Below are 21538 nucleotides of genomic sequence, written 5' to 3'. Positions count from 1 at the left end.
AGTTTATCTTTTTGGCACAATGTTTAGGGCGGGTTCAGTTTAGAAATGTAACCGAACCATCCTTTCTAATCACTTACTTTTAAATAATCTTTTAATCTCTCTTGTAACTGAGGTACTACTTGACTGGATGTCAAAAATTCCTCAATGTTCATCAGTTTATAGGCCTGTCCTTCATCACCAAAGGTGATATTGTCAAACTGTTCTTGACTTAGCTGACCAACCATAAAGACAGAGTGCCGACCTTCATAGAGCATACTTGGATAAACCTTACTCCAAAGCAGACAATCCTCAGTCAAATGAATTCCCAGTTCTTCATAAACTTCACGCGCCACACATTCAAAAGGACTTTCATCCCCCTCTCGCCCACCACCGGGCAGTTCCCACATATTAGGCCAGGGAATGCTTGCCTTATCATCGCGTAAGATAGTCAAGAGCTTATCCCCACAAAACAAAGCAATCTTACAGCCTGTGAAATCAGAAATTTCTATTTCCATATTAGACTCCTTCGGTTAATTCCTTTTCCAGCTCGGCTAACCAGTTTTGATAATAGATTTTCTCATCCCGTAACATCCGGCTACTATTCATTTTATATCTAGCAATCTTCATAGCTTTGTGAGTTTGAACTACATCTTTCCTTACCTTAAATTGATACCAAGCTTGAATGACCTGCATATCTGCTGTTTTTATAGATAAAAAGGATTTGACCCCTCGAATACTTGCATATTCTTCCGCTTTCTTATTATCTCCTTCTATCAGAGCAATTTGAAGAAGGTATAATTGAGAAATAGTTTTAGACATTGAATTATTTGTTTTCTCTAGCACAGACTGAAACTGTTGCTTTGCAAGCTCTATATTATCATCCAATATGAATACCAATCCCTGAAGAGTCTGAACACTTTCTGCAAAACTCCCTCTCACATCCTCATCAACAGGCATGATAAAGTCTTTTAAATCATATTCTTGAGGAGCTAGTAAGGTCTGGGCAGAATGCCTCAATATCAGGTAGGCGTATTTCGTATTTTCAGGGTGTTGTAGCAATTCCCAGATTTTTGCTCCATCGGTGATACCGACTGGTAAAGCGTTGTTTAGAAAGAAAGATAAATTCAGAAAAATCCAAGTACCAGCAAAATACCAACTTCTTGTCAAAAATCCAAACAATATCGCCAATAATATCAAGCTTAGATGAACCAGCAAACCTCCTGATAGCATCAGGATGATTCTTTGATCGCTTTCATCTTCTTTCAATCCAATATACTGAGCACCAACATTTTTCAGAACGGCTGTTCGACTAAGATGAAACCTACCTGACTTTTTGGTCAAAAGAAAATGTCCTAATCCAAAAGCCACCAGCCGATAGCCTGTCAAGTAGCCACAAAAAGCATGACCAAACTCATGAAGAATAAAGATTAAATACATGCTTAAAAGAGCGAAGGAATAACCAAAAGTGAATGCTAAAACTGCGGAATACCCCAACTCTGCAAATGCAATGGTTCCACAAGCAAAAGCTATCATAATAAATACAAAAGCTAGCACATAGATTAAATAAGTCCCTATTTTCTTCATATACTTCCTCACTAGTTTCTAATACCTCGGATAAGGGTAAAATTCTCCCTCTTCCAAGCCGACTTTTCCTTCTTCAAAGACTTCTTGGTTCCATTCCATGACGAATTCTTCTGCTTCTGGGTCTTCCAAAAAGTCCATGAGGGCATCTAGTCCAACCTCGGCAGTATCTTTAAGGAATAGCGCAAAATAAGCTAAAAATTCACGAGAAAAACCTTTTTTAGGCAGGTAAGGGATAACCGTCAAATAGTCTTCCTCATTGACTGTTGATTTGGCAGGATTGTAAAAAAGCACTGCTTCTTCAAAGAGAATGTCATCTGATGAAACCTCTCCATCTTCATCCACCATCTCCACACCTGCAGCATTTTGCGCTTCCAATAGAAAACTCACTTCAACCGCGTGATTGCGCTTGTCCCAACTAATCTCAAAGTCAAAAGGAAAATTCTTCTCCAACTCTTCCTCTAAAATATCTAAAAATCCATATGTTGCCATTTTGTCCTCTTTCTATGCGACTCTTTAATCGCCCCGATTGCTCGGAAATATGCTAAAATAGATACTACCATCTTACCACATATACATCAGAAAATCCACGTTAGAAAGGACTGCTATGCCAGACAATCTCGCGCTTCGCATGCGCCCTAAAACCATCGATCAGGTCATCGGTCAGGAACATCTGGTCGGGCCTGGAAAAATTATCCGCCGCATGGTGGAAGCCAATCGCCTGTCCTCCATGATTCTCTATGGCCCTCCGGGAATCGGTAAGACCAGTATTGCCTCTGCCATCGCTGGGACTACTAAGTATGCCTTTCGAACTTTCAATGCGACAGTAGATAGTAAAAAAAGACTCCAAGAAATCGCGGAAGAGGCTAAATTTTCTGGTGGTCTCGTCCTATTGCTAGACGAGATTCATAGACTAGATAAAACCAAGCAAGACTTTCTCCTTCCTCTCTTGGAAAGTGGACTAGTCATCATGATTGGGGCTACAACTGAAAATCCTTTCTTCTCTGTCACTCCTGCCATTCGTAGCCGTGTTCAAATTTTTGAGTTGGAACCTCTGTCTAACCAAGACGTCAAAGAGGCTCTTCAGATAGCTCTAAGTAGTCCTGAGCGTGGTTTTGATTTCCCAGTAGAACTAGATGAAGATGCGCTGGATTTCATCGCAACCTCTACAAACGGAGACCTTCGCTCTGCCTTTAACTCACTGGATTTGGCAGTTCTATCTACCCCTGAGAATGACGAGGGCATCCGCCATATCACCCTAGACATAATGGAAAATAGTCTTCAGAGAAGCTACATTACCATGGACAAGGATGGAGACGGTCACTATGATGTTCTATCTGCCCTGCAAAAGTCTATCCGTGGCTCAGATGTGGATGCCAGTCTTCACTATGCTGCCCGCTTGATTGAGGCTGGTGATTTGCCAAGTCTCGCTCGTCGTTTGACTGTTATCGCTTATGAAGATATCGGCTTAGCCAATCCTGAAGCTCAGATTCACACCGTGACTGCTCTGGATGCTGCCCAAAAGATTGGGTTCCCAGAAGCCCGCATTCTCATTGCCAATATCGTGATTGATTTGGCCCTTTCTCCAAAATCCAACTCAGCCTATGTAGCTATGGACAAGGCACTTGCCGACCTCAAAACATCAGGGCATTTGCCTATTCCTCGGCACCTGCGTGATGGGCACTACAGTGGAAGCAAGGAACTGGGGAATGCCCAAGACTATCTCTATCCACACAACTATCCTGGAAATTGGGTCAAGCAAGACTATCTACCAGAAAAAATTCGTAATCATCACTATTTCCAAGCAGAAGATACTGGTAAATATGAACGGGCTTTGGCTCAAAGAAAGGAAGCTATCGACCGTTTGCGAAAAATCTGAAATCCTTTTCAAAAAATTGCACTTTCCTCTTGATTTTTTTTGAAAAAGTGGTATTATATAAACATAGAAACGCTGTGGTGTACGACTTCACACTTAAGTGTTGACCGACTATTTTTTGTATTATTAGGGAAACAAAAGTCTTCTAACAGCATGTAGGCCGTCTCACACGGAAACAGCTTCAGTTAGAGCGAGTTGCCCACCTGCTTAATTGCGCGGGTTCAATACAAACCGTGAAGTTTCGGCACCAATACAGCTTTTTTCTTTGCCTCCTTAGCTCAGCTGGCAGAGCAGCGGACTCTTAATCCGTGGGTCACAGGTTCGATCCCTGTAGGGGGCATCTAAATACAACAGGAAAAAGCCTTGTAAATCAAGGCTTTTTTTGCTTGTCTATAACTGATTTACCCCATCATTTGTCCCACATTTTAAATCTATCTTTTCTTTTTGAATCAAATTACATCTTAACAAATAGTGTAAAGCCAGTTACTTTTGCTTTGATGCCATACAATATTTTCATGTAGAGAAGACAAATTTTATCTTCTCTTTTTATTTTCAAAATGATAAAAACTGAAACTTCCAAATTGTTTATTTATTTTATTTACATTTTCTATAAAAATAAGTATAATAGTTTTATTATCAGACTATACTATATAGGGGGTATTGAAATGAAATTTTCTAATCGTTTACTGCTATTCCTTGCAGGAGTTGTTTTTGTCCTTTTAGGACTTTTCCTATTTACACACCCAGTAGCTAATCTTGTTGCTTACAGCTGGTGGATTGCATTTGATTTACTGGTTTCTTCTATAGCAGCTCTTTTAGGCTATTTCTCTGCACCAAAAGAGCTTCGCTCACCTGTTTATCTTTTCCAAGGGTTTGTTAGTCTTCTCTTAGCTCTTTACCTCGTTGCTTATGGCTTTGTGACCCTGCCGGTCGTCATTCCAACTATTTTAGGAATTTGGTTAATTGTAGAAGCCATTATAGTTTTCTTTAAAGGCAATCGTCTGGGATTGATTTTCCCTATTATTGGCAACCATATCATGTGGATAGCGTTGCTTGCATTTTTACTAGGTCTAGTGATTTTGTTCAATCCAGTAGCTACAAGTGTCTTTGTCGTTTATGTCGTTGCCTTTGCATTTTTAATTGTTGGTTTCACCTATATCCTTGATGCCTTTCGTAAATAATCTAGCTGCCATTTTGGGCATATTAAAAAAGCTGGGAAGTTACATTCTCAGCTTTTTATTTGCCTTCTTAGATCAGTCGGTAGAGCAGTAGACTCTTAAGCTATGGGGCGCAGGTTCGAGCCTTGTAGGGGCATCTAAATCAACAGGAAAAATCCTTGGTTGCAAGGCTTTTTTTGACGTCCAATAGCTTTTTGTAGCAAAGTATTTAAAAATAAAAGAGAAGAGAATCTCTCACTCTCTTCTCAGTATATCTTATTAAATTTAGTTTTTCTTAATCTACCTGATTTTCCTTTGCGACGACAAATTCTTTAACCAGTCGATAGATAACAGCAAATACGGGGGTAAAGAATATCATTCCAAGTAGTCCGAAAAGATTCCCTCCAATACTAGCAGCCGCAAGCGTGAAAATAGCTGGCAAACCAATAGATTGACCTACAACTCTAGGATAAATAAGGTTTCCTTCAATCAGCTGTATAACTTGATATAGAAGAAGAGAAAGTAAGGCTTGAGTAGGACTCACTGTGAAGATAAAAATCGCTCCCACAACACAAGCAATCATAGGCCCTACATAAGGAATGAACGATAGCACTCCTGCAAATATACCTGTCATTACCCCATAAGGTAGTCCAAACAGGCTGTAGACAACCGCTATCATAACTCCTATGATGACTGCTTCAATCAGCTGACTCATCAAAAATTGGTCATAAGTCTCTAGTGCTACTTGTCCAATGTAAGTTAACTTTGTCACCACTTTCTCTGGAAATATAACTTTTAGAAGTCTACTCGTCATCGCTGCCAGATGTTCCTTACTGGATAAAAATAAAAAGGTAAAGACTATAATCAAAAAGGCATTCATCAAACTTGAAAAAATATTGCCGATATTACTAGTCAGACCTGATAAAAAACCTATCAAAGCTTGGCTAATAGAACTAGATTGTCCCTGTATGCCTGATACGATAGTTGACAACATGTCTTTGGTTACAAATTCCGAGCTGTCTAGCAATTTCCCAAGTTGAGTCAGGACTGTTGAAAGGACTGCTCCCAGCTGACTAATAGTCTGAGCAAGGGTTGGAAGCACCAAAACCAAAAGACAGATCACGATTAAGATAAGAGATAGGAAAACAAGCACCATAGCAATCGGACGGCGCAACCCTGCCTTTACCTTCATTTTAACTAGGAATTCTTCAATTTTTTTCATGGGAACATTGAGCACAAAAGCAATGACAGCACCATAAATCAAGGTAGAAGTTACTTCAAAGAGAGATACTGCCCCTGATATAAAGCTTGATGCATTCAGAATTACAAGAGTAACCAGCCCTATAAAAAGTATTAATGGGGTGTATTTTTTTACTAAATTCATAAATTCTCCTTAATAAACATGTTTAGATACGACTATACTATTTGGTTTTTCAAACTCTCGGTCAAGGTAAGCTTGGTAAGTTCCTGGTGCGATAAATCCTTTGGGTGAGAGGATATCGGTGCCAGCCTGACCGACTATGGTATCAGCCAAGAGCACACAGTTTGTAGATAAGACAAAGTAGGATTTAAACTTAGATTTGATAAATTTATAAAGTTCCCCATCTGTCTCATGTCTGATTTTATAAGCGTAGGTGTAGTCTTCCTTACCATCACCTGTCATGATTTTATCTGCACTTGGCTCCCATGGAATCGTCAGTTGTTTCAATTCAGCCAACTTTTTCTGAACTGCTTTTTCCATTTCAGGCGTCAAATCTATCCCATAACCAAAAAGCGTTTTTTGACTCTCACGTTTACATAGGTCAATGTACTTGTCACGATCACAGAAATATAAGACACCATCTCCTACCATGCCAAATAAGGTCTCAGAAGACGGATCATAGTTGCCATAAGAAATAACACGGCCTTGATAGCAGATATCCACATGACCAATTGCCGAAAACAGAGAGGTCTCAGCTGTATGAACAAAAATTTCAAGCTCCGCTGTCTTACCAGACTTCACCATTCCAAGATGGATATCCTCTCTCTCATCAGCATTTTCCTGCATGAATTTGTTGATTTTTGCTAAAGTTCTTGCAGGGATGAGAGCGGCTAGGACAATAGGTAAGCTCATTCTTACACGACGTTTGAGATGGTTTTTCCCAATTTCCCCTTCAAATAAGAAACCGTCACGGATATTGGACAGACCATAAAGGAAAAAATAAGCCCCTAATACAAAGAGTTGAAAGACAGAATTTCCTGTAGAGGACAAAAGACTAGTCCCACCAAGAAAAACTAGTACGAGTCCATCTAGTAAGAGACGAAAACGAGGTCGAATTTTGTTTTTGCGGTAGAGAACATAGGTGACAAGGTTAATACTAGCATGAAAAATCTGATAAACTCCAATCACAAGAGCCAAAATATAAATCGGCACATCCGTCGCAAGATTGGAGCCAAGCAAATATCCCAGCACTAACAATTTAACCAGTGCAACTCCCAAGGTGTCCGTTGACTGACTTTTTTTGAAAATACGTAATACTAAATCTAAGACCGTTGCTATCCAAGCTAAAAACAGAACCAGTCGAATAACCGTTACTGGCAACCAAGTCCCCGTGACCATCAAGATGAGACCTAGCAGAACAAACAAGAACCCCTGAGCAAGTAATTTCTTACCTGTCAGACCTAAAGATAGAATTTTCGCCATATAAAAACCTTTCAACAATAAAAATTAAACACTCCGATTAAACTGACTAGTAAATAGCCAACACTACAAACAGCCTGTGCCAGCAACATATGGTGACTAGAAATGACTGTAGTAATGTCACCATCTTGTCTTATGCACTTCTAAAATTTGTTATATTGATTAGAAACCAGAGCTTATAAAAACTAGCTAAACTCGAGAGATAGACACAATTGCGACGAAAAAATGTATAACCAATTCAACTTGTTAAGGTAAGAAAGCATTATTTCCAATCTATTAATTATTCATCTATTACCTATTATGACACAATATTCCCTATAGTTCAACTTTTTACTTGTTTTTATATTACACGGACTAAAAAGTTTTCAACAGTTGATTGCATTTGTTTTAATAAGTTTTAACCTTTCTTGGTTAGATAAAAAAAGAACCATACAGTTTAGAATCTGTATGGTTTTTGCCCCACTTTTGTCCCATTTTTAAATCATGACATTGAAAATACCTAAAATCACTTATATTTCAATATTTTTAATTGCTCTCAATATGAAAGTCCTTTCCAAATCCCTGTAGGGGGCATCTAAATCAACAGGAAAAAGCCTTGGAATCAAGGCTTTTTTGTGTAGTCTTAGCACTAAAAAACGATAGAAAAAACGCCCCTTCTGAACTGCGCCACATAAAGTTATTTAAGCATCTCCCTTTTTTTTATTACCATTTTCTGTTATAATAAATTGTACTTCTAAAATAGAAATGTCTTAAGATGACAACTCTTATTAAACATAAACGTGTAGAATTTTCAGAACTTTTTTATGACCTAGTTTTTGTTTTTGCAATTTCAAAAGTAACTACTTTAATTGACCATCTTCATAACGGTATTTTGACTTGGAATTCTTTCCTTGATTTTTTCATTGCTACTTTGTTTCTCATCGATTCCTGGATGATTCAAACCGATTATACCAATCGCTATGGAAAGAACTCTTTATTTAACATAGTAATCATGTTTATCAAAATGGGAATTTTACTCTTTATAGCCAATATGATTGGACCTGATTGGCAACAATATTTTCATTATCTCTGTTGGGCTATTGGTACATTAACCCTTACCTTATTTTTTCAATATTTGGTTGAATTTTTTAGAAAATCAACCGATGATGCTAATCGGGAAAGTATCAAAGGTTTTCTATGGATAACAGGTCTAGGAAGTTTAGGATTCTATCTAGCAGCTCTTCTTCCTATTTACCTTAGAGTCTATATCTTATTTGCTAGTATTCTGCTAACATTTATTATGCCAAGTATCTTGCTTAATAAAGATAAGCATTACCAGGTAAATCTCCCCCATTTAATCGAGCGCATCTCCCTTCTTGTCATTATTATGTTTGGAGAGATGATTACGGAGCTAGCTAACTTCTTTACAATCGAGAATTTCTCGATTTATTCGGTTCTTTATTTCATTATTATGATTTCTCTGTTCTTGTTTTATTTTGGTCAATTCGACCATGCTATTGATGAAAAATCTAATCAAAAGGGACTATTTCTAATTTACAGTCACTATCCTATTTTCATTGGACTTCTTATGATGACCGTTTCGATGAGTTTTCTTCTGAATCCTGAAGCTAATCGTCTCTTTGCAACCAGCTTCTCTTATATCGGATTTGGCCTCTTTCAAGCTGCTGTCCTAGTAAATGGGCCCTATAACAAACACTATCTTCGCTATTCGAAAAGTTACTACTGTGTCCAAGCGACACTCTATCTGGCTTCCTTTATTCTCTCTTTAATCTTTGCTTCTAATCCTATAATAGTAGTGAGTATAACAACCATTTTAGCTCTAGCTATAGCCATTCATTTTATTTATTTTTATATGACACAGAATAAAAAATATTCCAAATCTAACTGGGAGTTATTTTAATGAGTTTATAACATTAAAAAGCTTTGGGAACCAAGGCTTTTTTTCATTAATTTGTTTTTCCATTTTATCCTCCGATTTGAACTCGCACTGACATTTATTTATAACAAAACTATATATCTAGAATAGCATAATCATTAGGTATTATAGGTTTTCAAACCAAATACGAGTCATTCGTTTTTGCCCCACTTTTGCCCCATTTTTAAATCCTGACATTGAAAACACCTAAAAGTATTTCCCTAAAATCAGCTATATTTCAACATTTTTGTTTATTTTCAATATGAAAAGTTCTTACAAATCCATGTAGGGGGCATCTACATACAACAGGAAAAGCCTTGGAATCAAGGTTTTTTTCGTATCTTCTACAAAAAAAGCAAGAGTTTTAGAGGACTATGACTCTAGATGTACATTTTACTTAAATGACTGAAGGTCTTTTCTTAATAAAAACACCCCAAAAATTAGATTTTTTCTGTCTAACTTTTGAGGTACAGTTCAAAACGCGAAATAGCATTTTTTATTTTAGGTTACTAATCTAATCGAATAAACATCATGGCATTTAACAAAGATATGAGTGAGACCGTGTTTATATTATTTGAATAGATCAGTCTCTTATTTTCAATCGGAGGAATAATAAAATTAGAAATGATGATATCATAAGGCGATTCTTCTAAAGATTCCTTTGATAATTCTAATTCAGTCCAAACTTCAAGTTCAAAATTGTTGCTGCAATAATAAGAAAGTGTCTCTGCAACGGATTTTGCATGATACTGATCAAAATTACTCATAACCAGAACCTTCAGCTTTGGCTGATTTTGTAGTAGATTAAGCACCAAATGTTTGGTATGAGTGATGAAGGTATAAGATAGATGATTTACCATCATTGAACTAGAACAAACTTCAAGAGTCTCTAAATAATGAGAAAGCTCTTTTTTTACATCTGAAACAAATTTAGGGAAAATATTTTGAAAATTCCTGATTGTATTCCCTTTTTGATCAAATAAAATAAACTCAGTGGACAACTCTTGACGATACAGATGTGCGGTATTATGCAGATGCCAAATCAGATTATCCTTATTCTCAATCTCAATCTGATACTTGACTGAAATCTGATCAATAAAATCACTCAATAGATGGTAAGATTTTTCAACATAGCTATCCTTTTTTATACATTTCATAAAGAGGCTTTCATCTATGAAAAACATTTTTTGAAAGTAAGACACAAATAATTGGCAAACAACTTCTTCATCTAAAGAGATATTGTATTCTAATTCAAAATTCTTAGCAACACCTTCTATTCCTTCTGCCTGCATTAAAAAATCCAAACTTTGATCGTTAAAAGAGTCTTTCTCTACTTCCATGAAATGACCAAACTTTATTCTATATAGGTTCGTAACTAGGAGCAATTTTAGCATTCTATGAGTTGACAAATTCATTGGAAAGCTTGTTTCCTTATAAACCAATTCTAGCAATTGAGACAAGGGCTCTGACGAAAAATTTTCAAATGGCCATTCTAGGAAATAATATTTTTCTGAAAAATATTGTGCAAAAAAGTAACGAATGTCTCTCTCATTTCCAATGATTTGAACAGGGGTCAGACTGATTTCAAATTGAAATTGCCTTTTAATCACTTTATTGATTTGGCTAATAATACGATAGAGCGAAGATGAACTGATATAGAATTCTTTACAAATACTTTCAGCTTGACAACCTTCATTAAAGAAGATAAATTCTAAAATCGAAAAATGAGTTGAATGCTTAAAGAAATGATGGTAAACCATTTCAATATCACTATCATCGGTATTAATAATGCGTATACCATTAGTCGAAGAATGAAAAATCAAGTCAGGAAAAGCAGATTTAACATGGGATAGATCATCTTTGACTGCATGTTCTGTACAATTTAATAACTCTGCTAGTTCAGAACGATGAAACCATCGTTTATGTTCAAATAATAATTCTAATTGCCTATGACTTTTTAGATAATAAATCTCTCATGAATGTCTTTCTCTTTTTATAAATTATCGGATTTCACCTCTTGCAATTATACCACAAAGAATAGGTATAGCATGATATAACAACTTTTACTAAGATCCTTTATTTCGTATAATAACACTAGGAGGCAATATATAAACAATTTTCTTATTTTACCGTCTATTGAGGGCGTAAATACAGAATCAAATTCAAGTCGAAAGATTATATTTTTAATTTTAAAAATTATATAATAACCAAAATAATTGATTTTTTTTATATTAAAATTATATAATAAGCAAAATAATTGATTATTTTATATTAAAATTATATAATAGCGATAATCAAAGGAATTGATTTATTTTTTGATATTAAAATAAAAAAGGAGGGTAAGCAATATTGTGGTCAATCATTGCTGGAGGTCTTATTGTACTTGTAGCAGGTAGAATCACTAAAAAAGGTAGTTCTATGGGAATCGTCGCAAATGTATTCGCTGGTTTAGTCGGGTCATCTGTAGGACAATCCCTCTTAGGTAGTTGGGCCCATCCATCGCTGGAATGGCTTTGATTCCATCTATTGCAGGAACAGCAATTGTTGTTACTGTAGTATCATTCTTTACAGGTAGAAAGTAAACTTTTCGCCAGTAAAGTTAGCAAACTATTTTTAAATCAATGACGAGAAAAATAGTTTAAATGTTAAATCGAAAGGATTGTATATGTCAAAAGCAAAGAAAATATGTTTCATTATTTTCTGTATTTTAATCTTGACAATTTTCCTTCCTGTTTTGATAGATTATCATCAAGTTAGTGATCTAGGCATTCAGCTATTTAGCTGGAGACAGAATCATTTCGTTGAATTCTATCTCTCTAGATATATATTCTGGGGGATAGTGGCTCTATCAACTTTAGTTTTGTTATCGATGTTAGTTGTGTTGTTTTATCCTAAACGTTATTTGGAAATTCAACTTGAAACTAAAAATGATACATTAAAATTAAAGAATTCTGCAATCGAAGGTTTTGTTAGAAGTTTGGTAAGTGATCATGGATTGATCAAGAACCCAACTGTTCATGTAAATTTACGAAAAAATAAATGTTTCGTTCATGTAGAAGGTAAAATTCTTCCTTCGGACAACATCGCTGACAGATGCCAACTAATTCAAAATGAAATAACTAATGGATTGAAGCAGTTTTTTGGTATTGAGCGTCAGGTTAAACTAGAAGTTCTAGTAAAAGACTACCAGCCTAAACCAAAACCTCAAAACAAAAAGACTGTTAGTCGTGTGAAGTAAGGAAGTAAAAAATGGAATGGCTTAAACAATATCGATATCCAATTATCGCTGGTCTCATAGGCGTATTTCTCGCTTGTTTGATTATCTCCTTTGGCTTCTTCAAAACAATATTTGTATTGATTTTAGGAGCACTGGGAGTTGCAGCTGGATTATATATCGAAAAAAACTATATAGATAGATAAATACATAAATAAATAAATAAATAAAAATTACTAATTTAATCAAAGGAGTTTCATATGTCAAACGAAAAAAACATTAACACTAACGTAGAAAAGAAAGATGCTACTGCTGTAGCTCACGAAATCAAAGGGGAACTTACTTACGAAGATAAAGTTATCCAAAAAATCATTGGTCTGTCACTAGAAAACGTTTCAGGTCTTTTGGGAATCGACGGTGGTTTCTTCTCAAATCTTAAAGAAAAAATCATTAACAGCGATGACGTAACAAGTGGTGTTAACGTAGAAGTTGGTAAAACACAAGTTGCAGTTGACTTAAACGTTATTGTTGAGTACCAAAAAAATGTTCCAGCTTTATATTCAGAAATCAGAGAAATCGTATCTTCAGAAGTTGCTAAAATGACTGACTTGGAAGTTGTTGAAATCAACGTAAACGTTGTCGACATCAAAACTAAAGAACAACATGAAGCAGACTCAGTAAGCCTTCAAGATCGCGTATCTGACGTTGCTGAATCAACAGGAGAATTCGCTTCAGAACAATTCGAAAAAGCTAAAGCTGGTCTTGGATCTGGTTTCTCAACTGTTCAAGAAAAAGTTAGCGAAGGTGTAGAAGCTGTTAAAGGTGCAACAACTGGTGTAGTATCTCACGAAAAAACTCGTGTAAACTAAGATAAAATAAATATAACAGGAGAAATTATCATGTCAGTAGAAGAAAAATTAAATCAAGCTAAAGGTTCTATTAAAGAAGGTGTTGGGAAAGCCATCGGTGATGAAAAAATGGAAAAAGAAGGTGCAGCTGAAAAAGTTGTTTCTAAAGTAAAAGAAGTTGCTGAAGATGCCAAAGACGCTGTAGAAGGTGCTATCGAAGGTGTTAAAAACATGTTGAGTGGCGACAATAAATAAGGCTAAAAGTTACTTTATCTTTTTAGTAACATTAGTCAAAAGAGTCTGAGTCAAGATGATTCTCAGAAAACAAAAAGCTAGAGATTTCCAATTGCGGATCTCTAGCTTTTTAATTTCACCTCTTTCTCTTATTATATTTCAGCAGGTTGTTGACCGTTAGTACGAATCCCATGTCAATTCTCACTTTACGCTCACCTCTAAGATGACATCTCTTATAACCAAGCAAACCTTTATCTGCCCAAAGACAGATTTCATATCAATCTTACGTTTAGCGAAAATTTGTCTACCCTTGGAAGATAAAAGTGCCTGATATTCTTTAGTTTTTAAACACTGGTAACGTTCATTTATATACAGTCCCTTTTGAGGGGCTGATTCAGGTTCATCATCGCAGTCAACATTGATTTCAAGGCTGTTTGCTCCTATCTCCCCTTTTTCATGATGTATTTTCGTATAGGTGTTTCAACCATTTGAACGATTTCAAATCCTTCTTTTTGGTAAAGCTTGTAAGCTGTTTGATTTGCCTCAAAGACATTTAGAGAAATAGTATCTATGTCTTCATTTTCAAAGGCCAAACTAAGAAGTTCCCTTAAAGCCTGGCTACCTAAGCCCTGCCCCTGTTTCTGGGGGTTGATGAAAAATCTCCCGATATGAAGATTCCTGTCTTCTTGCCTGATTTTCTGGATAAGCCCGACAAACTCTTGTCCTTCAAAGATTGAAAAGACTCCTTCCAAATCTTGCAAGGCTTGAAGGGTCAGTGGAAAAGGAATCTTTGGTCCCATCCATTGTTCTTGAAAAGACTTGCCAAGGGAGTTGGACCATTGGCATACGAGCTGAGCATTTTCTGTGCTCACCTTTTCTTCAAAACGAATTGTCATCTTGACCTCACTATCTTGTTTATGTTTCTCCATTATACTACTTCTCCTATTTTTTACGAATAGATAAGTATGATTGATATTTATTTTTTTCTTATCGGGAGCATTTTCGCTTCCTTTCTCGGTTTGGTCATTGACCGTTTTCCTGAGCGATCCATTATCCGATCTGCTAGCCACTGCGATGCCTGTCAGACTCGCTTGGGTCCCTTAGACTTAATTCCTATTGTATCTCAAGTCTTCAATCGCTTTCGCTGTCGCTACTGCAAGACTCCTTATCCTGTCTGGTATGCCCTTTTTGAACTGGGCTTAGGACTCCTCTTTCTGGCTTGGTCTTGGGAATTGCTTTCCTTGGGGCAAGTCGTCCTAATCACCGCTGGTTTGACCTTGGGCATCTACGACTTTCGCCATCAGGAATATCCCTTACTAGTCTGGATGACTTTCCACCTAATCCTAATGGCCGGATCTGGCTGGAATCTGGTCATGGTCTTCTTCCTTGTCCTTGGAATTGTGGCTCATTTTATCAATATTCGCATGGGCGCAGGGGATTTCCTCTTTTTAGCTTCTTGCGCTCTCGTCTTTAGTGTAACGGAGTTACTGATCTTGATTCAGTCTGCTTCTGCGATGGGAATTCTAGCCTTTCTCCTACAAAAGAAAAAGGAAAGACTTCCTTTTGTGCCTTTCCTCTTACTTGCTACTTGTGTGATTATTTTTGGTAAGCTACTGCTTGTCTGATAAAGTCCTGAATCGGCTCTCCTTGGTGGAGAGCTTTTACGATTTTTGAACCGACGATAACGCCATCTGATACCGCATTGAAGCGTTCTACATCGGCTTGACTAGATACGCCAAAACCTGTCAAGACTGGGATATCGGCTACTTGATGCAGTTGTGCCAAGTGCTTGTCCAAGTCTGCACGGTAATTGCCTGATTTCCCTGTCACCCCATTGATGGCAACCGCATAGACGAATCCTTCTGCTCCTTCAATCAACTCTTTCTGACGCTCAATCCCTGTGGTCAAGCTTACTAAAGGAATCAAAGCAATGTCTGTGTCTGCCAAAAAAGGCTCTACAAAGTTGGCATGCTCATGAGGCAGGTCTGGAATAATCAAGCCCTTAACCGCTGTATCTGCCAAACCTTTAACAAAATTCTCCACACCGTACTGAAAGAGGGGGTTGAAGTAGGTCATGATGACCAGCGGAACCTCTGTTTCAATGGTTTTCAAGGTTTCAACCAAAGCCTGGGTAGAAGTCCCGTGGGCTAAACTGCGCAAGCCAGCTTCTTCGATAACAGGTCCATCTGCAACAGGGTCTGAAAAGGGAATGCCCACTTCAATGGCAGAGACACCCAAATCTTCTAAAAAGTGTATTGTTTCTCCGAGTCCATCCAAACCTTTCTCATGGTCTCCAGCCATGATATAGGGAACGAAAATTCCTTTTCCAGCTGCTTTAATAGCGTTCAATTTTTCTGTTAGTGTCTTAGGCATGAGTTTCTCCCTTCTTTGCTGCATCTGCTTCCAAGCGGTCTTTGACTTGAACCACATCCTTGTCACCACGACCTGATAGACAGACAATCATGGACTTGTCTGGACCGAGTTCTTTGGCCAATTTCACCGCAAAAGCAATAGCGTGGCTAGATTCCAAGGCTGGGATAATCCCTTCCACACGAGACAAGAGTTGGAATCCTTCCAAGGCTTCTTCGTCTGTCACAGGGACATAGCTGGCACGTTTGATATCGTGGTAGTGAGAATGTTCTGGACCGATACCAGGATAGTCCAAACCTGCTGAGATAGAGAAGGCTTCAAGAATTTGACCATGGGCATCTTGGAGCACATCCATGAGGGAACCGTGAAGGACACCAGGACGACCCTTGGTCAAGGTAGCTGCGTGGTGCTCCGTATCCACACCAAGTCCAGCCGCTTCAGCCCCATACATGGCTACTGACTCATCTTCTACAAATGGATGGAAGAGCCCGATAGCATTCGACCCACCACCAACACAGGCTACTAGAGCATCTGGCAAATCTTGACCTGTCAAGTCACGGTACTGTTGTTTAGCTTCTCGACCAATAACGCTTTGGAAGTCACGAACGATTTCTGGGAAGGGATGAGGTCCTAAGGCAGAACCAAGGATATAGTGGGTATCATCGATATTAGCTACCCATGAACGAAGGGCTGCATTGACCGCATCCTTGAGCACGCGCGAACCGTCTGTCACTGCCTCAACCTTGGCTCCCAAAAGCTCCATTCGGAACACATTGAGGGCTTGGCGTTTGACATCTTCCTCACCCATGTAGATAGTACATTCCATGTTAAAGAGGGCTGCAGCAGTTGCAGTTGCCACACCGTGCTGACCAGCACCTGTTTCAGCGATAATTTTCTTTTTACCCATGCGTTTAGCCAGAAGAACTTGTCCCAAGGCATTGTTAATCTTGTGGGCCCCTGTATGGTTAAGGTCTTCACGTTTAAGATAAATCTTGGCTCCGCCGATATGCTGGGTCAAGTTTTTTGCGTAGTAAAGAGGAGTTTCACGTCCCACGTACTGACGCAAGAGTTGGTTTAATTCCTCTTGGAAACTTGGATCTGCCTGACTTTCACGGTAGGCCTTCTCCAACTCCAAAACTGCTGTCATCAATGTTTCTGGGACGAAACGTCCTCCGAATTTTCCGTAAAATCCATCTTTATTTGGTTCCTGATATGCCATGCTTTACCCTCTCTATAAATCTTCTAATCTTTTCATGATCTTTTTGTCCATCTGTCTCCACTCCGCTCGATACATCTACTGCATAGGGAGTAAAGTGTTGAATTGCTTGTACTACATTGTCTTCCTTAAGCCCACCTGCGATAAAGAAGGGCTGAGCGAGTCCAGTCGTATCCAGTTGAGCCCAGTCAAAGGTCTGTCCACTCCCAGCCACAGGGGCATCAAAGAGTAGATAGTCTGCCTGAGAATTGGGCACATGACCCTCTCCATCCACCTGCACAGCCTGAATACTGGCGCAAGGCAAATTCTCAAACACATCATCCTCCACCTGACCGTGAACTTGAACCAAATCTAAACCAACTTTATCAATCGCTTCTAGCAGTTCTGCCCGACTTGGTGAAACAAATACACCAACCTTTTTTACGTCTGAAGGGATGAGCTCAGCCAGATTAGCAGCCTGATCCAAGGTCACCTGTCTTTTACTAGGTGCAAAGACAAAACCGATGTAGTCCGCTCCTGCTGAAACGGCTGTTTTCACCGCTTCCTTGGTCGATAATCCGCAAATTTTAACCTTTGTCAATCTGCAACTCCTTGATTCTCTGGGCTACATCTTCTGCCTGCATGAGAGCTGTCCCTACTAAAATGCCGTTAAAGTATGGTGCTACTCGCTCTGCATCCTGCCCTGTGAAAATAGCCGATTCAGAAATATACAAGCAATTATCTTTGAAGTGTTTAGCCAAGTCTACACTGGTTTGTAAGTCAACTTCAAAGGTGGTCAAGTTGCGGTTATTAACCCCAATAATCTCAGCACCAAGTCTGTGGGCCACCTCTAGTTCAGCTAGATTGTGAGTCTCCACCAAGACTTCCATACCAAGCTCTGTCGCGTAGTCATAAAGTTCCTTGAGGCGTTCTTCTGACAAGGCAGCGACAATGAGCAAGATGACTGTTGCACCTGCATTGCGAGCTCGAATGATTTGCTTTTCATCGATGATAAAATCCTTGTTGAGCGTCGGAATCTCTACCTGACTGGAAATCTCCCGCAGATAATCCAAATGTCCTTTAAAGAAAACCTCATCAGTCAAAACAGAAATCATCACTGCACCGTTTGCTTCATAAGTCTGGGCCTGTTGCACAATATCCACATCGAGATTGATATCTCCCAGACTAGGGCTAGCTTTCTTTACCTCAGCGATTACCTGTAAGCGTTCTTGATGATTCTTCAAAAAGTCAGCCAAGCGATAGGTCTGGCGCAAGGGTTGGATTTCCTCCAGCTCCATCTGCTCAACCTCACGCGCCTTCTGCTCCAAAATTCGTTCTAAAAATTCCTGACTCATTTTTGGTACTCCTGTAACAGTCTGAGTTTTTCAAGGGCCTTGCCACTAGCTATCACTTGACGAGCCAAGGCAACTCCTTCCTTAATACTAGCTACCTTACCATTGGCATAGAAACCAAGACCAGCATTTAAGACTGTCGTTTCCAAGAATGGACTTGGTTCATTTTTAAGAACGCTGAGCAAAATTTCTGCATTTTCCTGAGCATTGCCACCACGGATATCTTCGATAGCGTAGCGCTCCATCCCCAAATCCTCTGGAGTAAAGCTTGACAAGGTGATTTCGCCATTTTCAAGAAGAGCAATCTTGGTGGTTCCATTCAATCCAGCTTCATCCAGTCCTTCTGGCCCAGCAACCACGATGGCACGTTTGCGACCCATATTTTTCAAAACCTGAGCTGTACTTTCTAGAAGTTCTGGACGACTAATACCAAGAAGCTGTGTTTCCAAAGCCATTGGGTGAATCAGGGGACCAGTCAAGTTCATAATGGTTGGAATTCCCAATTCCAAACGAGCTGGCATGATGTATTTCATAGCTGGATGCATATTTTTGGCAAAGAGAAAGACGATTCCAGTTTTATCAAAAACCTTACCTAGTTCAGCTGGTTTGAGGTCTAGGTTGATACCCAAGGCTTCGAGAACATCTGCAGAACCAGATTTAGAAGAAATCGAGCGGTTACCGTGTTTGGCCATATGAACACCGCCACCAGCCAAGACAAAGGCTGCAGTTGTGGAAATGTTAAAGCTGAAAGACTTGTCCCCACCTGTACCACAGTTGTCCATGGCATCATGAATTTCAGTTGGAATGTGTTGGGCATGGCCTCTCATGACTTGAGCAATGGCTGTGCGTTCTTCAGGTGTTTCCCCCTTCATCTTAAGAGCCAAGAGAAGAGAAGCAATCTGCGCTTCAGTTACACGCCCAGTTACGATACGCTCAATGACATCCGTCATTTCCACACCTGATAAATTTTCAAATTTTGCTAATTTTTCAATAATCTCTTTCATCCTAGTTTCCTCACTTTACAACCTTCTCGATAAAATTTCGAATAGAAGACAAGCCGTCTGGCGTTCCAATACTCTCTGGATGGTACTGGAAGCCATAAATTGGAAATGTTTTATGTTGAATCCCCATAATAGCTTGGTCATCAGTCGAACGAGCTGTCACCTCAAAGTCTTCTGGCATTTCTTCAATCAAAATACTGTGGTAACGCATGACCGCACGGCCATCCTCAATACCTTGATACAAAACAGATGGCGCTTCAAAGCTGATATTGCTCTGTTTCCCATGCATGACTTTGGGAGCTAAGCCAAGCTTACCACCAAAGACTTCTGCGATGGCCTGGTGACCCAGACAAATCCCAAGAATCGGCTTTTTGCCAGCAAAGTCACGAATCATATCTTCCATCTTTCCAGCATCAACCGGCCAACCAGGACCAGGAGAAAAGACCAGACCGTCTGCTTTTTCAGCTTCTTCGTAAAGCTTAGGATCATCATTTCTCAAGACCTGAACTTCTGCAAAATTTCCAATGTATTGAGCCAAGTTATAGGTAAAAGAATCATAGTTGTCAATCAATAAAATCATGGTCTTAGTTCTCCAATTCTAGTCATAGATTTAGCCTTGTTAATGGTTTCTTGGTATTCATTTTGGGCGACAGAATCGTAGACAATTCCTGCCCCAGCCTGCACATAGGCTGTTTGATTTTTGAGAATCATAGTTCGAATGGCAATGGCGAAGTCCATATCGCCCGTCGCAGACAAGTAACCGATTGCTCCTGCGTATACGCCCCGTTTTTCTGTTTCCAGTTCATAGATCCGTCTCATAGCTCGAATCTTTGGTGCTCCAGAAACTGTTCCAGCAGGAAGTGTTGATTTCAAGGCATCCATAGCAGTGAGTTCTGGAAGCAAGCGCCCCTTGACAACACTGGTCAAATGCATGACGTAGCGGAAGAGCTCTACTTCCATATACTTGGTGACTTGAACACTGGCCGTTTCAGAGATGCGACCAATATCATTACGTCCCAAGTCTACTAACATTCGATGCTCTGCTGTTTCCTTTTCATCAGAAAGCAGGTCTGTCGCCAAAGCCTTATCCTCTTCTTCCGTAGCGCCTCTTGGTCGTGTCCCTGCAATCGGATTGGTTGTCACGGTGCCATTTTTAACAGAAACCAAACTTTCTGGACTAGCACCGATGATTTGATAATCACCAAAGTCATAGAAATAAAGGTAATTAGATGGATTGGTCACGCGGAGATTTCTGTAGAAGTCAAATGGATTTCCAGTCACTTCTGCTGAGAAACGCTGGCTAAGTACACATTGGAACATATCCCCGTTACGAATCAAATCACGAGCTGTTTCCACCATTTCCTCAAACTTCTGAGGAGCGATATGGGGTTTGAAGTCTAACGGAGATAGATCCAAGTCTTCAAATTCATTTGGAGCAGGAATGCGTAATTCCTCAAGCACTTGGTTCAAGGCTTTTTCCAAGTCTTCTTGACTGCGCTCGCTATAAAGAGCATCCTCGATGACATGGATTTTTTCCTTCTTGTGGTCAAAGACCATGTAACTCTCATAGACGAAGAAATGCATGTCTGGCGTCCCAATTGTATCCTCAGGAATTTGACCAATTTCTTCATAAAGCGAAATCATATCGTAACCAACAAAACCAATTGCCCCACCACCAAAAGGGAGGTCTGAATGGTGCTGGCTCTTATGAGTCACTTCATAAAGAAAATCCAAGGAATCACGATCAATCACTTGACCATTTTGATAAAGAATCCCATTTTCAAACTTAATCTCAAAAACTGGATTATAAGCTAAGATAGAAAAACGAGCGGTTTCCTTGTCTCTCGGAATACTCTCTAAGATAACCTTGTGTTGCCCCTTTAGGCGCATATAAGCCAAGATTGGTGATAAGACATCTCCATGAATGATTCGTTCCATTGTAATTTCCCTTTCGATTTTTTTCTTTGTAGACTTTTAGTCTTGATTTATGATTTTTTTCTATTTCCCTTAAATAGTGCGGACGGGAGGTAAAATTATCCAGTGGATGATTTTAGAAATCCATGAAATGAAAGACCTAATTTTTGAGCTCCTCGCTCATTCATTTCTAGGCTCAGGCTAAAATAGTTCCCCGAACTA

Annotated in this window: 21 protein-coding genes, 1 tRNA gene and 3 pseudogenes; 10 read left to right on the top strand and 15 right to left on the bottom strand. The window is 39.0% G+C overall.

What is annotated here, in order from left to right; translation table 11 throughout:
- Positions 1–65: 65 nt before the first annotated feature.
- The 3 genes from D7D54_RS00360 to D7D54_RS00350 are packed head-to-tail and all read right to left on the bottom strand — an operon-like array spanning position 66 to position 2052.
- Positions 66–494: an NUDIX hydrolase gene (locus tag D7D54_RS00360; protein ID WP_020901656.1), complete on the bottom strand. Its 429-nt coding sequence runs from the start codon at positions 492–494 to the stop codon at positions 66–68.
- A 1-nt stretch (position 495) separates the two neighbouring features.
- Positions 496–1563: a site-2 protease family protein gene (locus D7D54_RS00355; RefSeq protein WP_020901655.1), complete on the bottom strand. Its 1068-nt coding sequence runs from the start codon at positions 1561–1563 to the stop codon at positions 496–498.
- Between the two features lie 18 nt (positions 1564–1581).
- Positions 1582–2052 carry a DUF3013 family protein gene (locus tag D7D54_RS00350; RefSeq protein ID WP_020901654.1) on the bottom strand — a complete coding sequence of 157 codons (471 nt, stop codon included), beginning with the start codon at positions 2050–2052 and terminating at the stop codon, positions 1582–1584.
- A gap of 115 nt (positions 2053–2167) precedes the next feature.
- Between D7D54_RS00350 and D7D54_RS00345 the strand changes: the two genes are divergently transcribed.
- From D7D54_RS00345 to D7D54_RS00335, 3 genes are all read left to right on the top strand, one after another.
- Positions 2168–3439 (top strand): replication-associated recombination protein A, encoded by a 1272-nt coding sequence (locus tag D7D54_RS00345; protein ID WP_120718573.1) that lies wholly within the window; start codon positions 2168–2170, stop codon positions 3437–3439.
- A 264-nt stretch (positions 3440–3703) separates the two neighbouring features.
- Positions 3704–3776, top strand: a tRNA-Lys gene (locus D7D54_RS00340).
- A gap of 325 nt (positions 3777–4101) precedes the next feature.
- Complete coding sequence (locus D7D54_RS00335) at positions 4102–4617, top strand: DUF308 domain-containing protein (RefSeq protein WP_020901653.1); 516 nt, start codon at positions 4102–4104, stop codon at positions 4615–4617.
- Positions 4618–4888: 271 nt separating this feature from the next.
- Here the strand turns inward: D7D54_RS00335 and D7D54_RS00330 are convergent, their stop codons facing one another.
- Complete coding sequence (locus D7D54_RS00330; protein WP_020901652.1) at positions 4889–5977, bottom strand: AI-2E family transporter; 1089 nt, start codon at positions 5975–5977, stop codon at positions 4889–4891.
- Between the two features lie 9 nt (positions 5978–5986).
- Positions 5987–7276, bottom strand: a complete 1290-nt coding sequence (locus D7D54_RS00325) for a membrane protein (RefSeq protein ID WP_020901651.1) — start codon at positions 7274–7276, stop codon at positions 5987–5989.
- A 751-nt stretch (positions 7277–8027) separates the two neighbouring features.
- Here D7D54_RS00325 and D7D54_RS00320 point away from each other — a divergent pair.
- Positions 8028–9173: a low temperature requirement protein A gene (locus tag D7D54_RS00320; RefSeq protein WP_020901650.1), complete on the top strand. Its 1146-nt coding sequence runs from the start codon at positions 8028–8030 to the stop codon at positions 9171–9173.
- Between the two features lie 524 nt (positions 9174–9697).
- On the opposite strand, the pseudogene mgaSpn reads toward D7D54_RS00320, so the two are convergent.
- A pseudogene (gene mgaSpn / locus D7D54_RS00315) lies at positions 9698–11165 on the bottom strand (virulence factor transcriptional regulator MgaSpn).
- A gap of 369 nt (positions 11166–11534) precedes the next feature.
- Here mgaSpn and D7D54_RS00310 point away from each other — a divergent pair.
- From D7D54_RS00310 to D7D54_RS00290, 5 genes and pseudogenes are all read left to right on the top strand, one after another.
- A pseudogene (locus tag D7D54_RS00310) lies at positions 11535–11770 on the top strand (GlsB/YeaQ/YmgE family stress response membrane protein).
- An 83-nt stretch (positions 11771–11853) separates the two neighbouring features.
- Positions 11854–12426: an alkaline shock response membrane anchor protein AmaP gene (amaP, locus tag D7D54_RS00305; protein ID WP_020901648.1), complete on the top strand. Its 573-nt coding sequence runs from the start codon at positions 11854–11856 to the stop codon at positions 12424–12426.
- Between the two features lie 11 nt (positions 12427–12437).
- Positions 12438–12608, top strand: coding sequence for a DUF2273 domain-containing protein (locus D7D54_RS00300; protein WP_120718571.1), 171 nt, complete (start codon positions 12438–12440; stop codon positions 12606–12608).
- A 54-nt stretch (positions 12609–12662) separates the two neighbouring features.
- Complete coding sequence (locus D7D54_RS00295; RefSeq protein ID WP_020901646.1) at positions 12663–13271, top strand: Asp23/Gls24 family envelope stress response protein; 609 nt, start codon at positions 12663–12665, stop codon at positions 13269–13271.
- A 30-nt stretch (positions 13272–13301) separates the two neighbouring features.
- Entirely contained in the window at positions 13302–13505 is a 204-nt protein-coding gene (locus tag D7D54_RS00290; RefSeq protein ID WP_004262234.1) for a CsbD family protein, read from the top strand.
- 115 nt (positions 13506–13620) lie between these two features.
- Here D7D54_RS00290 and D7D54_RS09625 read toward each other — a convergent pair.
- Positions 13621–13883, bottom strand: a pseudogene (locus tag D7D54_RS09625) (transposase); the annotation flags it as partial.
- A 41-nt stretch (positions 13884–13924) separates the two neighbouring features.
- The gene (locus D7D54_RS00280) at positions 13925–14380 is read right to left on the bottom strand and encodes a GNAT family N-acetyltransferase (RefSeq protein WP_031237579.1); all 456 of its coding nucleotides are present in this window, start codon (positions 14378–14380) and stop codon (positions 13925–13927) included.
- A gap of 69 nt (positions 14381–14449) precedes the next feature.
- Between D7D54_RS00280 and D7D54_RS00275 the strand changes: the two genes are divergently transcribed.
- Positions 14450–15109 carry a prepilin peptidase gene (locus D7D54_RS00275; RefSeq protein ID WP_020901644.1) on the top strand — a complete coding sequence of 220 codons (660 nt, stop codon included), beginning with the start codon at positions 14450–14452 and terminating at the stop codon, positions 15107–15109.
- Here D7D54_RS00275 and trpA read toward each other — a convergent pair.
- From trpA to trpE, 7 genes are read right to left on the bottom strand one after another with little or no spacing between them, the layout of a single operon-like run.
- Entirely contained in the window at positions 15081–15857 is a 777-nt protein-coding gene (gene trpA, locus D7D54_RS00270; RefSeq protein WP_120718570.1) for a tryptophan synthase subunit alpha, read from the bottom strand. The two genes, D7D54_RS00275 and trpA, sit on opposite strands and share 29 nt — an antisense overlap.
- Complete coding sequence (trpB, locus tag D7D54_RS00265; protein ID WP_042768740.1) at positions 15850–17073, bottom strand: tryptophan synthase subunit beta; 1224 nt, start codon at positions 17071–17073, stop codon at positions 15850–15852. The genes trpA and trpB overlap by 8 nt, the downstream gene beginning before the upstream one ends.
- Positions 17051–17650: a phosphoribosylanthranilate isomerase gene (locus tag D7D54_RS00260; RefSeq protein WP_120718569.1), complete on the bottom strand. Its 600-nt coding sequence runs from the start codon at positions 17648–17650 to the stop codon at positions 17051–17053. Before D7D54_RS00260 ends, trpB begins: the two co-directional genes overlap by 23 nt.
- Complete coding sequence (gene trpC / locus D7D54_RS00255; RefSeq protein ID WP_120718568.1) at positions 17637–18404, bottom strand: indole-3-glycerol phosphate synthase TrpC; 768 nt, start codon at positions 18402–18404, stop codon at positions 17637–17639. The genes D7D54_RS00260 and trpC overlap by 14 nt, the downstream gene beginning before the upstream one ends.
- On the bottom strand, positions 18401–19405 hold the full coding sequence (trpD, locus tag D7D54_RS00250; RefSeq protein ID WP_004256041.1) for an anthranilate phosphoribosyltransferase: 1005 nt from the start codon (positions 19403–19405) through the stop codon (positions 18401–18403). The genes trpC and trpD overlap by 4 nt, the downstream gene beginning before the upstream one ends.
- A gap of 10 nt (positions 19406–19415) precedes the next feature.
- Positions 19416–19982, bottom strand: a complete 567-nt coding sequence (locus tag D7D54_RS00245) for an aminodeoxychorismate/anthranilate synthase component II (RefSeq protein ID WP_120718567.1) — start codon at positions 19980–19982, stop codon at positions 19416–19418.
- Entirely contained in the window at positions 19979–21340 is a 1362-nt protein-coding gene (trpE, locus tag D7D54_RS00240; protein ID WP_120718566.1) for an anthranilate synthase component I, read from the bottom strand. Before trpE ends, D7D54_RS00245 begins: the two co-directional genes overlap by 4 nt.
- Positions 21341–21538 lie beyond the last annotated feature (198 nt).

Source organism: Streptococcus chosunensis (genome assembly GCF_003626515.1).
In the GTDB taxonomy this organism is placed as follows: domain Bacteria; phylum Bacillota; class Bacilli; order Lactobacillales; family Streptococcaceae; genus Streptococcus; species Streptococcus chosunensis.
The sequence above is the reverse complement of the archived record's forward strand: the minus strand, read 5'-3'. Positions and strand labels throughout refer to the sequence as shown.